The organism is Pseudomonas spirodelae (assembly GCF_034653255.1).
In the GTDB taxonomy this organism is placed as follows: Bacteria; Pseudomonadota; Gammaproteobacteria; order Pseudomonadales; family Pseudomonadaceae; genus Aquipseudomonas; species Aquipseudomonas spirodelae.
This window is the reverse complement of record NZ_JAYEET010000048.1, coordinates 138,366-152,912: the sequence shown is the minus strand read 5'-3', so window position 1 is coordinate 152,912 and position 14,547 is coordinate 138,366. Positions and strand designations below refer to the sequence as shown.

The following is a 14,547-nucleotide window of genomic DNA, read 5'->3' as shown; positions in this document are numbered from 1 at the left end:
AAATAACAAATTGAAATAAACATTTAGGGCGACTAAACATTCAATCCACGGCCTTGCAGAAACTGCTAATCCCCATCTATACCTAGCGTGAAAGTCGCTTTTATCAGCGGCGTTCATGGGCGCTGTTTCACATGCGATATCTACCGGCCAGAGTAAACAGCAGATCGACGCTCCTTACCGTCAGCCTGCTCAACACTGCGGCGCATTGGAGAATCTATATGGACATGTTGCCGTCCCAGCGTACTGAATTGGCCGACGTGTTGTTTCGCTTGCGTCGAACGTTCTACGTACTGGCCGCCTTCAGCGGGGTGATCAATGTATTGATGCTGACCCCTGCGGTTTACATGTTGCAGGTTTACGACCGCGCCCTGGTGAGCAGCAACGTCACCACTCTTTTGATGCTCACCTTGCTGGTGCTGGGTCTTTACGTGTTGATGGCCTTGCTTGAGGTGGTGCGTTCGAGCGTATTGATTCGGGTCGGTAACCGGCTCGACATGATGCTCAACAGACGTGTTTTCACGGCAGCCTTTGAACGTAACCTCAGGCGCAGCGGCGGTAACCCAGCACAAGCCCTGCAAGACTTGGCAATGGTGCGGCAGTTTCTCACGGGCAATGGTTTGTTCGCGTTCTTCGATGCCCCCTGGACCCCCATCTACCTGCTGGTGATTTACCTGGTTCACCCGCTACTCGGGCTTATTACCCTGATTGGCTCACTACTACTGTTTGCACTTGCCTACCTAACCGAAGTCACCACCCGCAAGCCTCTAGGCGAAGCCAATAAGGCCTCCTTAATGTCGGGCAGTTTTGCCAACAACAACCTGCGCAATTCAGAAGTCATTGAAGCCATGGGCATGCTTCCAGCCATCCGTAAGCGCTGGTTCGGCAATCACTTGCGAATTCTTGAAATGCAAACCCTCGCCTCTGACCGGGCGGCCTATATAAACGGGGCTACGCGCTTTGTCCGCGTCACCCTGCAATCGCTGATTCTTGGGGCTGGCGCGCTGCTGGCCATTCAAGGCGTGATCACGCCTGGCATGATGATCGCCTGCTCCATTCTTTCCGGGCGCGCACTCGCCCCGGTAGAACAAGTCATTGCTGCCTGGAAGCAAGTACTCTCCAGCCGCAGCGCCTGGGCGCGGCTCAACACGCTGTTGAATGACTTCCCTGCCCGACCGATCTCGATGTCGCTGCCCAAACCGACCGGCCTGCTCAGCCTAAACGGGGTATTTGCCAGCCCCCCAGGCTCACCTAATGCGACTCTGCGCGGTGTAAGTTTTAACCTGCAGCCAGGAGAGGCACTCGGCGTGATCGGCCCCTCGGCTGCCGGCAAATCGACCCTCGCACGCTTGTTAGTCGGCGTCTGGCCTGCCTATGCCGGCAAGGTTCGTCTTGATGGCGCAGACATTTTTCTCTGGAATAAAGAGGAGCTCGGCCCCTGGCTCGGCTATCTGCCACAGGATGTGGAGCTGTTCGAAGGCAGCATCGCCGAAAATATTGCGCGTTTCGGCGAGATCGACAGCGAAGCGGTGATTCTCGCCGCCAAGCAAGCCGGCGTGCACGAGATGATTTTGCATTTGCCGCAAGGTTACGACACCTACCTCAGCACCGATGGCGGCTCGCTTTCGGGAGGGCAAAAACAGCGTATAGGCCTGGCCCGCGCGCTGTACGGCGACCCTGCACTGGTTGTCCTTGATGAGCCCAACGCCAGCTTGGATGACGTCGGCGAAGCAGCACTGGTGATGGCGCTGCAAGACCTTAAACGCCGTGGCAAAACCCTGGTACTGATCTCTCATCGGCCCGCTGTACTGAACATGGTGGACAAGCTATTGATGCTACATGAGGGCGCCGTGCAGATATTCGGCAGCCGTGACGAAGTCTTCGCCAGCCTGCGTCAGGCCAATGTCGCGCATAGCCAGGGCACCGCTCCCACTCTGGCGTCCGTCAAGAGCAAGGAGTGATACGTCATGTCCAACCTTGAACACGAGCATAAGGGCCTCATTCTGGCGAACCCTGAACAGGTGATCGACATTGACGATCGCCGTCACAGCCGCTGGGGCCTCTGGTTAGTATTTGCCGGTTTTGGTGGGTTTCTGTTGTGGGCCAGCCTGGCACCGCTGGATGCGGGTGTGGTGGCCACTGCCACAGTCAATGTGACCGATGCCCGCAAAACGATCCAACACCTCACCGGCGGCTCGATACGAGCCATTCTGGTTCGTGAAGGTGACCACGTAAAAAGCGGTCAAGCACTGATTGAGCTCGACTCAACCCGTGCAATCGCCGAGCAAGGCGTGGTCAGCTCTCAATATGTGGTGCTGCGTAGCGTCGAAAACCGTTTGCAGGCCGAACGTGACGGTGCCAGCTCCGTCAGCTTTGACCCGCAACTGGTCACTCGCTTTGCCGACGACCCACGCCTGATTTCGGCCATGACACTGCAGCAACGCCTATTCAATACCCGTCGCGCGGCTCTGCTCGGTGAAGCCGGTATTTTGCGCGAAAACATCCTCGGCGCCGAAGAGCAACTCAAAGGCCTGCGGCAGATTCAAGGCTCGCGTAGCGCCCAGGTGAACTTTTTAAAACAGGAGATGGTAGGCGTTCGAAGCCTGGCGGCAGAGGGTTATGTGACGCGCAATCGCTTGTTGGAACTGGAGCGCAACGGCGCCGATTTGAATGCGGCGCTGTCGCAAAATATTGCCGACATAGGCCGTACTCGTAACCAGATTGCCGAACTTAAGCTGCGAATTTTGCAACTTGAGCAGGACTATCAGAAGGAAGTGCAATCGCAACTCAGCGACACTCAAAAAGAGGCCACGGCCCTGGCTGATCGGCTGCGCGCACTGGATTACGAAGTCACCAATACAGTGATCCGCTCACCCATCGACGGCGTGGTGCTGGGCTTGAATGTCTCAACGGTTGGCGGCGTCATTCAGGCCGGCCAAACCGTTATGGATGTGGTGCCCGCCGGCGAACCGCTGCAGGTGGATGCCATGATTCCGGTGCAAGCGATCGACAAAATGATCCCTGGCCTGCCGGTGGACATCACCTTCCCCGCTTTCAACCATGCGCAAACACCCAGTATTCCCGGCCGGGTAATGACCATTTCGGCAGATCGTTTGATCGACGAAACCAACAAACAACCTTATTACCTGGCGCAGGTTGAGGTGACGAGCGCAGGCATGGATAAGCTCGGCAACAGCATGATCCGCCCTGGAATGCCGGCCACCGTCACCATCAAGACCGGCGAGCGCAACCTGATGAGCTACCTGATGAAACCGATGTTTGACCGCATTGATGGTGCCTTCAAGGAGCAATGACATGACCGCCAGACTGCTTCTGTGCCTCGCTGGACTCGCTAGCCTTCCCGCTGTTGCCCTGGACTTGCAAGAGGCCTGGTCAATCATGCAACTCCAAGGCCCTACCTACCGCGCTGCCGTTTATGAACGTGATGCAGGCCTGGAAAACCGCGCGCTGGGACGAGCAGGCCTATTACCGCGGATCAATGCCAGCGCCAATAAAAGTAAAATTAATGGCACCCAAGAACAGGACAACATAGTCGGCAACTCCGTGAGCAACGATCTGGATTACGACTCGCAAAACCTTGCTGTGCAGTTACGGCAACCATTGTTCAATCGGCAGAAAATGGCTGAATACCGCCAGGGTAAATACCGCGCTGACTATAGCGAGGCGGTGTTTGATGCCAAGGCGCAAAATGTCGCGGTGCGCTTAGCCAATCGCTACTTTGACGTGTTGCTCGCGCGGGAAACCATTGATTTAGCGAACGCCAAACTCAAGGCCTTCGAGCAACAAGTCAGCGCCTCACAGCGGCGCTTCGATCTGGGCGACGGCACCATCACCGATGTTGACCAAGCCACGGCGCGCCGCGATTTGGCCATGGCCGAGTTGATTGAAGCGCAGGACCGCTTAGTCGTTGCCCTGCGCCTGCTGCAAGAGATGATCGGTGAAACGCCGCAACAGGTCGCGACCCTGCACGACAGGTTCACCACAACACTGCTGCACCCCGGCAATTTACAAGCTTGGTTGGACAAAGCGCAGGTCCATAACCCCGCCCTGAAGGCGCGTAACTTTAACCATAGCGTGGCGGAAGAAGAGGTTAATCGGGCTAAAAGCGGCCACTGGCCGACCCTCGACCTGGTGCTGGGCTACACCAACAGTGAGAGCGACTCACTGTCCACCATCAATCAACAAAACCGTTATGCATCCGCAGGGCTGGAGTTCAACATGCCGCTATTTGCCGGCGGTGGCGTCAGCGCCCGCGTGCGCCAGGCAGTGGCCAGCCGTGAACAAGCCAGCGAGGAAGTGAATGCCGCACGCGAGGAGGTCTTCTCCTCGATCACCCGCGAGTTCCGCGGCGTGCAAAGCGGTCAGGCCCGCATCAAAGCACTGGAAACGGCCGTAGCGTCGAGTAAGCGTGCACAGGACTCAGCCAAGAAGGGCTTTCTCGCGGGCTCCAGCACCAACGTCGACATTCTCAACGCCGAGGAACAAGTGTTCATCGCACGACGTGACTTGCTCGAAGCCAAATTGCGTTACCTGCTGGCACGCCTGCAATTAGCGGCGGCCGTTGGCCTGCTCGGTGATGACGATATCAATCAAGCCAACGCTTACCTGGGCCCAGAACTGGTCATCAGCTTCTAGGCATATCAACGCCAATGCCGCTGCTGCACCTTCTGGCTGCGGCCTACGCCAAGCAGCATACCGATCAGCAGCGCCAGGCTTTCCAGCAGCCAGGCCAGCAGCATGGCGCAGGCGATGCCCCAGGCAATGGCTTCGGGCACCAGCAGCACTTGGTAGCGGTAGGCGTCGAGGGTTTCTTTCATTAATTCATGGTCTGCAGCTGTGGCCAGGTGCCAGACCTGGGCGTACCAAGCCCCCTGCATGGCCTTGGCTTCGCGCTCAAGAAATGCCGAGCGTTCAACCAACGTACCGAGGCTCTGCGCATCGCTGCGCATGACTGGATCAGCGCTGGCCTGGTAATGGCCGACCAAAGCGACCAAATCGCCTTTAAAGAACCGCTCAGCAGTTTGCCGAAATCCCTTAAGCCCCTGCTCCGCCTCAATACGATGGGCGTCGACGCGCTTACTGTAGTCATCGATAAAGCCCGGCACCTGGACCCCGACCAGCAGCCCCAGTGCAAACAAGGCTAACCGCAGATAACTTCTGAACATTGCTCCCCTCCCCCAGTAAACCCGTCCTAAACCTGCATTTGCTCAGCCAGCCACGCCCTGCGCGACACATTCACCGCCGCGCCATAAACGCCACTCGCCCGGCTGGTACAACGTCCAGCTCTCGTTATTGGTCAAAGGCTCAGTGGCCAGTACGCTGACCACATCATTGGGCGTGGTTTCCGATTGAAAATCCACCTGCATATCAGCATCTTTCAAATGAGCCGGGCCAAACGGTGCACGCCGAGTGATATGTGCCAACTTGGTCGAACAAAAGCTGAACAGCCAATCGCCATCGCTGAGCAAGCAGTTGAACACCCCCTGCTGACGATAACCGGCACAGGCATTGACCAGGACTGGCAGCAACGCCTCTACCGCAACTGGCTCAGGAAAAGCGTGGCGCAGGCGGTTGAGCAGGTCACAAAAGGCTGCTTCGCTGTCGGTATCACCAATCGGCCGGTATATATCCAGACGCGGGGCAAAATCGGCCAGCTGGCCGTTGTGCGCAAAGCACCAATTGCGGCCCCACATTTCGCGCATAAAAGGATGAGTGTTAGCCAGGCAGACTCGGCCGACATTGGCCTGCCGGATATGGCCGATCACCACTTCACTCTTGATCGGGTAGCGTTGCACCAATTGCGCCACCTCAGACTCGCTGCTCGCCCGAGGGTCTTGGAACAGGCGCAGGCCGCGCCCTTCATAGAAGCCGATGCCCCAGCCATCACGGTGCGGCCCGGTACGGCCGCCGCGCTGCATCAGGCCGGTGAAGCTGAAGACGATATCGGTCGGCACATTGGCACTCATGCCCAGCAATTCACACATGGCGCAATGCCTCGCGCAGTCGTTGAGCATCTAGCCGCAATCTGGCCTCCGGGCGCTTAGGCACCAATGATAAAAACCCCATCAGAGCGCGCCACAACAATTGGCGCGCTCGCGTAACAGCCCTTGGGCCGGCTGCACAGAGACGGGGCGTATGAGCATTAGGCCTGCTGACATGCAAGGCCAACGGCGCTGCTTACAGACGGGGCTCTACGCGCATACGGCGGTCGCTGCGGGCATCGTAGCGGGTGTCTTCTGGGGTATCGGCATCGCGCGCCATCATCTCGCGCAGGGTCGGTTCGTCATCGGCAATCGGCGCGGGGCCTTTACGCGCCTGCCACCAGCGTTCCACAGGCCAGCGAATGGCCACAAACAGCAGGTACAGGACAAACGCGATCAAGCCGTACATGCTCAGGTCGGCCACCGCACGCCAGGCGTTGTTACCCACATCCAGCAGCAGGTCCATGGCGGTGATGGCGATCGCCGGGGCGAACTGTTCTTTGCCAGGGTCAACAATGGTCGGGCTGAACAACAACACCAGAACCAATACGCGCAGCGGCTCGCGCAGGTAGCGCCACATCCAGCCGGTCAGACGAAACCACACCAACAGACAGCCGAGTGCTGCAACTAGATAGGCACCCCAGGCAAGCAGGTAGTCGTTTTCAGTCATAAAACGCAAATTCTCTGGCATTAATGGTGCCGCTGACTGGCAGATACAGAAGCGCGCAGATTTCAGCAGCCGACGGGCGAAGTGGCGCTTATGATAACGGCTTTTGCCTGCTTCGGCGTCCCCGCTGTGGCTGTTAGCCTATGGAGTTACCCCATGCACCACGCCCCTGTGGCCCGCACCGATAACGCTGCTGATCCTTATCGTTGGCTGGAAAACCGCGACAGTGACGAGGTGCTCGATTACCTCAAGGCTGAAAACGCTTATTTAGAGGCGCAGCTCAGCGCACAGCTACCCCTGCGTGAAGCACTGTTTGAGGAGATCAAGGCACGCATCCGTGAAACGGATCTCAGCCTGCCTTCGCCCTGGGGGCCGTACCTGTATTACCAGCGCACCACCGCTGGGGACGAATACCCAAGGCATTATCGCTGCCGCAAACCGGCTGACGGCACGCTGAACGTCGATGAACACAGCGAGCAATTGCTGCTCGACCCCAATGCGTTGGCCGAGGGCGGGTTTATCTCGTTGGGGGCATTTAGCATCAGCCCTGATCATCAGCGCCTGGCCTACAGCCTGGACACCAGCGGTGAGGAAACCTACCAGCTGTTCGTCAAGGAACTGGCCGACGACAGCTTGATCGAGCTGCCGTTCGCCGACTGCGACGGCAGTATGACCTGGGCCAATGACAACCAGACCCTGTTCTTCGGCGAGCTGGACGACACCCACCGCCCGCACAAACTCTATCGCCACACACTGGGCACTGACGCGGCCGAGCTGGTGTTCAATGAGCCAGATGGGCGTTTCTTCCTCAGTTGCTACCGCAGCAGCTCGGAGCGTCAGCTGATATTGCAGCTAGGCAGCAAAACCACCAGCGAAACCTGGGTACTGGATGCCGCCACACCGCAAGACAGCTTCAGCTGCGTAGCCCCGCGCGAAGACGGCCATGAATACGACATCGACCACGGCATGCTCGATGGTCAGTGGTGCTGGCTGATTCGCAGTAACCAAGACGGGATCAACTTCGCCCTATTCAGCGCCCCCGCTACAAACCCGGTTCGCCAGCACTGGCACCTGCTGCGCGCGCATGATCCGCAGGTGATGCTCGAAGGCGTCAGCCTCAATCAGCGCGCGCTGGTACTTAGCCTGCGCGAAAACGGTCTGCCGATCATCGAGGTACAACCGCAAGGGCAAACGGCCTACCGCGTGCAGTTACCCGACGCGGCTTACAGCCTGTATGTGCAGGACAGCCTGGAGTTCGACAGCCCGGTGATTCGCCTGCGCTATGAAGCACTCAACCGTCCGGCGCAAGTGCGTCAGCTGGAACTGGCCAGCGGCGCGCAGCAGGTGCTCAAGCAAACCCCGGTACTCGGCCCGTTTGATGCTGACAGCTATGTCAGCCAGCGCGTGTGGGCGACAGCGGCAGACGGTACTCAGGTGCCGATCAGCCTGGTGGCCAAGCGCGAGGTACTGGGCAGCAGCGCCCCGCTCTACTTGTATGGCTACGGCGCATACGGCGAAAGCCTCGACCCGTGGTTTTCCCACGCGCGCCTGTCGCTGCTCGAACGTGGCTTTGTCTTTGCCATTGCTCATGTGCGCGGCGGCGGCGAACTGGGCGAAGCCTGGTACCGCGCCGGCAAGCTGCAACACAAGCACAATTCATTCAGCGACTTTATTGCCTGCGCCGAACACCTGATCAACAGCGGTTACACCCAGGCCGAACAACTGGTTATCAGCGGCGGCAGCGCCGGCGGCCTGTTGATCGGTGCCGTGCTTAACCAGCGCCCGGAACTGTTCGCTGCGGCCATCGCCGAGGTGCCGTTTGTCGATGTGCTCAACACCATGCAGAACCCCGATCTGCCGCTGACCGTCACCGAATACGACGAATGGGGCGACCCGAGCGAGCCTGAAGTATTCGAGCGAATCAAACGTTATGCGCCCTACGAGAATATCCAGGCTCAGGCTTATCCGGCGGTCCTCGCCGTGGCCGGCTACAACGACAGCCGCGTGCAGTATTGGGAAGCTGCCAAATGGGTGGCCAAGCTGCGGGCGCACAAGACTGACAGCCACCTGTTGCTTTTGAAGACTGATCTGGACGCCGGCCATGGCGGCATGAGCGGGCGCTATCAGGCGCTCAAGGATGTCGCCCTGGAGTACGCCTTTATCTTCAAGGTCCTCGGCCTGCACTGAGGCCGCGAAAAGTGCTCGCACAGCCAAGGAACGGTCACTCGGCAGGCTTTTTCAGCGGTTGTGCATTGCGCTCGCGTTGCTCACGCAACAGCTGCAGGTCTTGATCGCTGCGGTTCTGCGAAGGCTCTAACAAGGATGGCTGCTTAAGCAGCGGCACACTGTTAGCCGGCGCGCTCGGCAGTGGCCGTGGCGCAGCGGGCATGCCATAAGGTTGCGGTGTGGCCGTACCGGGCGCCCCTGTCGCCGGTTCTGGAAGCGGATTGCCAATAGGTTGCTGAGCCAACAACGGCGTACTGGTCAGGGTAGTCAGGGCAACGAGCAAAATGATCGGGCGCATATGGCATCTCCATGAGCAGGTATTCACTTAGGCCACGCGCAAGCGCTTAAGTGCCGAACTGGCAGTTCTCACTGATCGCCGGCAAGGCTAGACTGCGCACACAGGCACAATTCACGAGACTCCCAATGAGCAGCGATAAATCACCCGCCACCGCCAAGCTTGACCGCATCCTTGCTGATGCCCAGCGCTCGCGTGAGGAAGGCTACCGCGACAAAGCGTTAAAAATGTACCCACACGTCTGCGGCCGCTGTGCCCGTGAGTTCGCCGGTAAGCGCCTGAGCGAGTTGACCGTACACCACCGCGACCACAACCATGACAACAACCCGCAGGACGGTTCCAACTGGGAGCTGCTGTGCCTGTTCTGCCATGACAATGAGCATTCGCGCTACACCGATCAGCAGTACTTCAGTGAAGGCTCGCTCAGCACGCCGAAGACGGCTCAGGCCACGCACAACCCCTTTGCTGACCTGGCGGCACGGTTGAAGAGCAAAGAATAGGCCCCAGCCTGACCAGCCCGTATAATCCCCGGCCTTTAATTTTGGTTGCCGCAAGGCACAGAAAAGGCCGGACACGTGGCAAACAAACGATACAGCTGCATCGGGTTGTTCAACCCAAAATCCCCAGAGAACGTCGGTTCGGTCATGCGTGCAGCAGGCTGTTATAGCGCGGCCTCAGTGTTTTACAGCGGCAAACGCTATGCGCGTGCCCGCGACTTTGTCACCGACACCCAGCGCATCTATATGGATATTCCGCTGATCGGCGTTGAAGACCTGCAGCAAATCATTCCGATTGGCTGCACACCGGTCGCAGTGGAACTGGTCGAAGGTGCACGCCCATTGCCGCAGTACACCCACCCCGACCGCGCCATCTACATCTTCGGCCCCGAAGACGGCTCGCTGAGCAAGGAAGTCCTCGATTGGTGTGAGGACGTGATCTACATCCCCACCCAGGGCTGCATGAACCTCGCGGCCACCGTCAATGTGGTGCTCTACGACCGCATGGCCAAGGGCCTCAACACCAAATCCGGATTGGGCCTCAAGTAGTTAGCGCAACAGCTTGCTGTCCAGCACTTCGGAGGCGCCGCCCATAACGTTTTCGCTGATTTCGATAAAGTCTTTGGTAGTGGCTTTATCCAGGCGCATAAGGCCGCGGGTGACGTCATCTAACGAGCGCGGCTGGGTGCTGTCTTTGGTGGCTTGGCGGATTTCTCGATCCAGCTCCTGCAGCAACAGAACGGCGCGTGCGGTGACCGGACCGCTGGAGTTGTCGGTGCGCAGGCTTTTTACCGGCTTGCTCCAGCCAATCAGCTGTTCGCGAATTTTCTGATAGCGTTCCTCGCTCAAGCCGCCCGCGCGGCGCATCAGCTCGATGGCGTAATACTCGGCGATGCCTTCGGTGATCCAGTCACTGCGATCACGGGCACGGATACGGCTGAACACATGCACAAGCTCATGCACCAGGGAGCTGGTGCCGTTCTCGCTGACCAGCGGACGAGCGCTGTGCATGTAATAGGAGTTGGCTGCCGACAGACCACCCCGCCACATCGGATCGCCAGCCCCGACAATCAATAGCTTGCCGGGATCGCGCGGGAACACTTCCTGAGCTTGTGGCCACACAAAGGTCAACAGGGTCAGCACGTCCATGCGGCGCATGCCCTCGCCCACGGGTGCGGCAATTGCCACATCAGTCTCACCCAGCTTGGCGCGGCGCGTACCCACTTTGCCGGCAACTATCCAGCCTGTCGGCCGGTCGAACTTGCGCTGCGGATTATCAACCCGAAACTTATTCTTACCGATACGTGGCCAGCCTGTTTCGACGCTTTTCCAGCCCTTGGGCAGATCGAATAGCAGGCGCGAAACCAGTTCGGTTTTGTCTTCCTGACGCAGCGTTACTGCCGGCACCAGATCGTCACCACGCAGCAAGGCCCAGTCTTTCGTCATCCGTGCATCGAAGCGGCCTGGGCTGCGTTCGTGGTTGACGCGCACGCGATAGGTTAGGGTCGATTTACCTTTGGTCGGCTGCCAGGTACCGAGTTCGGGCTTGTCTTGGGTCCACTGGCCATCGGCCTTGAAATCGCTGTAGACGCCCTGCTGGCCTAAATTAAACGCCAGGCTAAGCACCGGTGCGCCATCGGCCAGGGTCAGGCTGACTTCGGCCTGCTCGGTCTCCGGCAGGAAGCGCACGCGATAATCCAAGTCGACTTTCTTCGCCCACAGCGGTGTGCTCAGGCTGAGTAAAACGACAGACAACAACACACGGCGAATCGACATGGCAGGCCTCCACAGGCTGTTCATTGGCGCAGATGAGTTTAGGCAGCGTGACTGACGTGCGGTTCAGCCCGAGCGGAAGATCATGTGGTCTTCCCAATCTTCTTCGGCCACGCTGTTTTCGCTGAGCATGCGCCCGGCCTGGGAAATACGCTGTTTATGCACCTGTTCAGGGTCGCCGCATACGAGGTGATGCCAGAGCAACAGGTCCTTACCTTCGCTCACCAAGCGATACGCGCAGGTGGGCGGCAGCCACTGAAACTGGTCGGCCTGGGCTGGAGTGAGCTGGATACAGTCGGCGACAAATTTGCGCCGGTTGCTGTAGTCGGTGCAGCGGCAGGTGTCTAGGTCGAGCAGTTTGCAGGCGATGCGCGTGTAATAAATGCTGCCATCGTCCTCATCCTCAAGTTTTTGCAGGCAGCACAGGCCGCAGCCATCGCACAGAGACTCCCACTCGTCCTGATTCAGTTGTTCGAGGGTTTTGCGTTTCCAGAAGGGTTCGACTTTGGCGGCCATGGCGAGGGTACGTGAAGGGCGAAAAGGCCGGCAGTCTAGCCGCTTGGCCAGCAGCGGCCAAGGGCGGCATGCCGAATGGAGGGTGGGTTAATAGCCGCGGGCAAAATCCACCTGCCCGCGCAATGCGTTACCGCCCTGCCAGCGCCCCAGGTTGTCGACAAACAACTGCACCAGCAGGCGCGGGTCAGTGGGTGCCGAGCTGTGCCCGGTCAGCAACAGGCGCGGCGCATCCCAGAACGGATGACCTGCGGGCAGCGGCTCCTCACGGCAGACATCAATCACTGCGCCGGCCAGTTGGCCCTGGTGCAGCGCTGCGACCAGATCGGCATCGACCACCGCGACGCCACGTCCGGCATTGATAAACAGCGCGCTCGGTTTGCAGCAGGCAAAGAACGCCCTGTCATAGATGTCGCGGGTAGCCGGGGTGTCCGGTAGCAGATTGATCAAGTAGTCGGCCTCGCCCGCCAGGCGCGACAGATCATCGAGCCCCGCCACCTGGCGAAACGGTGGCAGATGCCGTGGCTGGCTGGCGATGCCGCACAGTTCGATACCGAATGGCGCGAGGAACTGCGCCACGCTCAGGCCAATATCACCTGTGCCGATGATCAATGCGCGACACCCATTAAGGCTCTGCGGTTGGCGATTGCCCCAACGCTGCTCGACCTGCGCCGCCAGCCGGGCTAACAGCTGGCGCTCATGGGCCAGCACGTGACAGAGCACATACTCGGCCATCACCTGACCGAAAATGCCCACGGCGCGGGTCAGCGGATAATTTGTCGGCAAGCCCCTCGCCAGCAGCGGTGTGATACCGGCCCAGGTCGATTGCAGCCACTGCGGCTGAAAACCCTGCCGAAGTAACGGTACAAGCAGGTCGGGCTGGCCCAGCCAGACTGCACCGCCGGCGGCATATTCGGCCAGCGCGTCCGGCTGATCACTGCCACGCAATTCAAGCTCGGGGGCCTGCTCGCGCAGCAGCTCGGCATACAGCGCGTGCTCCGCTTCAGCAATCAATACACGCAGTGGGGCCTTCGCAGTCGCATGCATGGTGTTTACATCGGGTCGTTACGGCGCAGCAGTTCATCCGGCAGGTGCTCGATGTACTCGTCTTCCGGCGGTGGCATTTGCAGGTGATAGCCCTGCTCGTCGAGGTTGGCTAGCACCTTGTGGATGTCTTCGCGGGCCAGGACGCGCTCGGGTGTCAGCACCATTTCAAATGCTAGGGCCGGCGGGCCGAAGGCCAGCAACAGGTTTTCTGGCACGCGCTTAAGACCATCGCTGCGCAGCACGTAGAGGTACATCTCGTTCTTGCGTGGGCTTTTGTAGATTGAGCAAATACGTTTCACGCGGACTCTCCGTTTGCAGCCAGGCAATCCAGCAACGCCTGGCCCATCAATTCACGCCGCCAGCCGCGCAGCGACTCCGGCAACTGGTAGGGCCCATTGGGATAGCCGGTTTTCAGCAGGGCTTCGAGGGTTTTCTTGCGCAGCATCAGTTCGGGGGCGATGTTAAGGCGCTCACCTTCGCGCTGACCGATGGCCCGCAGCTTCTTCAGCAGTGACGAGACCTCCAACGGCAACGGCTCAGGCAATGCCTCAGGCCATTCTGCGGCTGGCGTGGCTGCAGCCTGCTTGATCAATTGCAGAATAAACTCACCGTCCTGGCGTACGGTTTTCGGGTGCATGTCCTCGATCCGTGCCAGGGCCACCAGGTTATCCGGCTGGGTACGGGCCAATGGCCACAGCGAATGCTCACGAAGGATGCGGTTACGCGGCTGGTTGCGCTGGCGCGCCTGGACTTCGCGCCAGGTGCACAGCGCTTTAAGCACGGCCAACTGTTGGCGTGAGAGTTTCCAGGCCAATTTGGCTTCGCGGTAAGCCAACTCGGGGTCGACCTCACGGGTGAGGTTGGCGACGAGTTCAGCGCCGTCTTCCAGTACCCAGGCATATTTCTCGGCGGACAGCTGATCCTTGAGCCGGGTATACACCTCGGCCAAATGCACCACGTCTTCGGCCGCATAGCTCACCTGGTTGGCCGATAACGGCCGCTGTAACCAGTCGGAGCGGGTCTCACCTTTGGGCAGATCAATATTCAGCACGGCCTGTACCAGGCGCGAATAGCCCATGGAGAAGCCGAGGTTGAGGTAACCCGCCGCCAGCTGGGTATCGAACAAGGGCGCCGGCAGCCTGCCCGTCAGGCGTAGGAAGACTTCCAGGTCTTCACTGCAGGCGTGCAGCACCTTGACCACCGCTGGGTCTTGCAGCAAATCGGAAAAAGGGGTCCAGTCGCTGATCAGCAGTGGATCAATCAGGTAGGCCCGCTCGCCTTCGCTGACCTGCAGCAAGCCGGCAATCGGGTAAAAGGTGTCGACCCGCATAAACTCGGTATCAACCGCCACAAACGCCAGCGTACGCCAGGTTGCACAATGCTGCGCCAGGCTGGCGTCATCACCAATCCACTGAATATCAATCGCCACACGGCTCTCCCATCAAGAATGCGGCGCAGTATATATCGCCACACCCCATAGCCGGGCATTCACGATGCGCGGTAAAGCGCATAAGCGTTATTCTGCCCGGC

15 protein-coding genes are annotated in these 14,547 nt (G+C 59.3%); 6 read left to right on the top strand and 9 right to left on the bottom strand.

Annotated elements, in window-relative coordinates; genetic code table 11:
- The first annotated feature begins 218 nt into the window (after positions 1-218).
- The 3 genes from SOP97_RS16395 to SOP97_RS16385 are packed head-to-tail and all read left to right on the top strand — an operon-like array spanning position 219 to position 4,653.
- Complete coding sequence (locus tag SOP97_RS16395) at positions 219-1,958, top strand: type I secretion system permease/ATPase (RefSeq protein ID WP_322950162.1); 1,740 nt, start codon at positions 219-221, stop codon at positions 1,956-1,958.
- 6 nt (positions 1,959-1,964) lie between these two features.
- A complete protein-coding gene (locus SOP97_RS16390) occupies positions 1,965-3,311 on the top strand; it encodes an HlyD family type I secretion periplasmic adaptor subunit (RefSeq protein WP_274086560.1) in 1,347 nt (448 codons plus the stop codon).
- A gap of 1 nt (position 3,312) precedes the next feature.
- Positions 3,313-4,653, top strand: a complete 1,341-nt coding sequence (locus SOP97_RS16385; protein WP_274086561.1) for a TolC family outer membrane protein — start codon at positions 3,313-3,315, stop codon at positions 4,651-4,653.
- Between the two features lie 5 nt (positions 4,654-4,658).
- On the opposite strand, the gene SOP97_RS16380 is transcribed toward SOP97_RS16385, so the two are convergent.
- The 3 genes from SOP97_RS16380 to SOP97_RS16370 all read right to left on the bottom strand — a co-directional run bounded on the left by SOP97_RS16380 (position 4,659) and on the right by SOP97_RS16370 (position 6,669).
- Complete coding sequence (locus SOP97_RS16380) at positions 4,659-5,183, bottom strand: DUF2937 family protein (RefSeq protein ID WP_322950161.1); 525 nt, start codon at positions 5,181-5,183, stop codon at positions 4,659-4,661.
- Between the two features lie 42 nt (positions 5,184-5,225).
- Entirely contained in the window at positions 5,226-6,002 is a 777-nt protein-coding gene (locus SOP97_RS16375; RefSeq protein ID WP_322950160.1) for a class II glutamine amidotransferase, read from the bottom strand.
- A 193-nt stretch (positions 6,003-6,195) separates the two neighbouring features.
- A complete protein-coding gene (locus SOP97_RS16370) occupies positions 6,196-6,669 on the bottom strand; it encodes an MFS transporter (RefSeq protein WP_322950159.1) in 474 nt (157 codons plus the stop codon).
- A gap of 153 nt (positions 6,670-6,822) precedes the next feature.
- Between SOP97_RS16370 and SOP97_RS16365 the strand changes: the two genes are divergently transcribed.
- Positions 6,823-8,853, top strand: coding sequence for a S9 family peptidase (locus SOP97_RS16365; RefSeq protein WP_322950158.1), 2,031 nt, complete (start codon positions 6,823-6,825; stop codon positions 8,851-8,853).
- A gap of 34 nt (positions 8,854-8,887) precedes the next feature.
- Here the strand turns inward: SOP97_RS16365 and SOP97_RS16360 are convergent, their stop codons facing one another.
- The gene (locus tag SOP97_RS16360; protein WP_274086565.1) at positions 8,888-9,190 is read right to left on the bottom strand and encodes a hypothetical protein; all 303 of its coding nucleotides are present in this window, start codon (positions 9,188-9,190) and stop codon (positions 8,888-8,890) included.
- Between the two features lie 125 nt (positions 9,191-9,315).
- Between SOP97_RS16360 and SOP97_RS16355 the strand changes: the two genes are divergently transcribed.
- Entirely contained in the window at positions 9,316-9,687 is a 372-nt protein-coding gene (locus SOP97_RS16355) for a YajD family HNH nuclease (protein ID WP_090241885.1), read from the top strand.
- Between the two features lie 75 nt (positions 9,688-9,762).
- Positions 9,763-10,233 (top strand): RNA methyltransferase, encoded by a 471-nt coding sequence (locus SOP97_RS16350; RefSeq protein WP_090241884.1) that lies wholly within the window; start codon positions 9,763-9,765, stop codon positions 10,231-10,233.
- Here the strand turns inward: SOP97_RS16350 and SOP97_RS16345 are convergent, their stop codons facing one another.
- The 5 genes from SOP97_RS16345 to rnd form a co-directional block, all read right to left on the bottom strand.
- Positions 10,234-11,460, bottom strand: coding sequence for a hypothetical protein (locus SOP97_RS16345; RefSeq protein ID WP_322950157.1), 1,227 nt, complete (start codon positions 11,458-11,460; stop codon positions 10,234-10,236).
- 63 nt (positions 11,461-11,523) lie between these two features.
- Positions 11,524-11,973: a YcgN family cysteine cluster protein gene (locus tag SOP97_RS16340; protein WP_322950156.1), complete on the bottom strand. Its 450-nt coding sequence runs from the start codon at positions 11,971-11,973 to the stop codon at positions 11,524-11,526.
- An 87-nt stretch (positions 11,974-12,060) separates the two neighbouring features.
- Positions 12,061-12,993 carry a D-2-hydroxyacid dehydrogenase gene (locus tag SOP97_RS16335; protein WP_322950196.1) on the bottom strand — a complete coding sequence of 311 codons (933 nt, stop codon included), beginning with the start codon at positions 12,991-12,993 and terminating at the stop codon, positions 12,061-12,063.
- Between the two features lie 29 nt (positions 12,994-13,022).
- Entirely contained in the window at positions 13,023-13,316 is a 294-nt protein-coding gene (locus SOP97_RS16330; protein ID WP_090253148.1) for a YcgL domain-containing protein, read from the bottom strand.
- A complete protein-coding gene (rnd, locus tag SOP97_RS16325; protein WP_322950155.1) occupies positions 13,313-14,446 on the bottom strand; it encodes a ribonuclease D in 1,134 nt (377 codons plus the stop codon). Before rnd ends, SOP97_RS16330 begins: the two co-directional genes overlap by 4 nt.
- Positions 14,447-14,547 lie beyond the last annotated feature (101 nt).

Bases quoted from the DNA above. Each gene is read 5' to 3' on its own strand.
- SOP97_RS16395 (WP_322950162.1), top strand. From the start codon at position 219: ATGGACATGTTGCCGTCCCAGCGTACTGAATTGGCCGACGTGTTGTTT.
- SOP97_RS16390 (WP_274086560.1), top strand. From the start codon at position 1,965: ATGTCCAACCTTGAACACGAGCATAAGGGCCTCATTCTGGCGAACCCT.
- SOP97_RS16385 (WP_274086561.1), top strand. From the start codon at position 3,313: ATGACCGCCAGACTGCTTCTGTGCCTCGCTGGACTCGCTAGCCTTCCC.
- SOP97_RS16380 (WP_322950161.1), bottom strand. From the start codon at position 5,183: ATGTTCAGAAGTTATCTGCGGTTAGCCTTGTTTGCACTGGGGCTGCTG.
- SOP97_RS16375 (WP_322950160.1), bottom strand. From the start codon at position 6,002: ATGTGTGAATTGCTGGGCATGAGTGCCAATGTGCCGACCGATATCGTC.
- SOP97_RS16370 (WP_322950159.1), bottom strand. From the start codon at position 6,669: ATGACTGAAAACGACTACCTGCTTGCCTGGGGTGCCTATCTAGTTGCA.
- SOP97_RS16365 (WP_322950158.1), top strand. From the start codon at position 6,823: ATGCACCACGCCCCTGTGGCCCGCACCGATAACGCTGCTGATCCTTAT.
- SOP97_RS16360 (WP_274086565.1), bottom strand. From the start codon at position 9,190: ATGCGCCCGATCATTTTGCTCGTTGCCCTGACTACCCTGACCAGTACG.
- SOP97_RS16355 (WP_090241885.1), top strand. From the start codon at position 9,316: ATGAGCAGCGATAAATCACCCGCCACCGCCAAGCTTGACCGCATCCTT.
- SOP97_RS16345 (WP_322950157.1), bottom strand. From the start codon at position 11,460: ATGTCGATTCGCCGTGTGTTGTTGTCTGTCGTTTTACTCAGCCTGAGC.
- SOP97_RS16340 (WP_322950156.1), bottom strand. From the start codon at position 11,973: ATGGCCGCCAAAGTCGAACCCTTCTGGAAACGCAAAACCCTCGAACAA.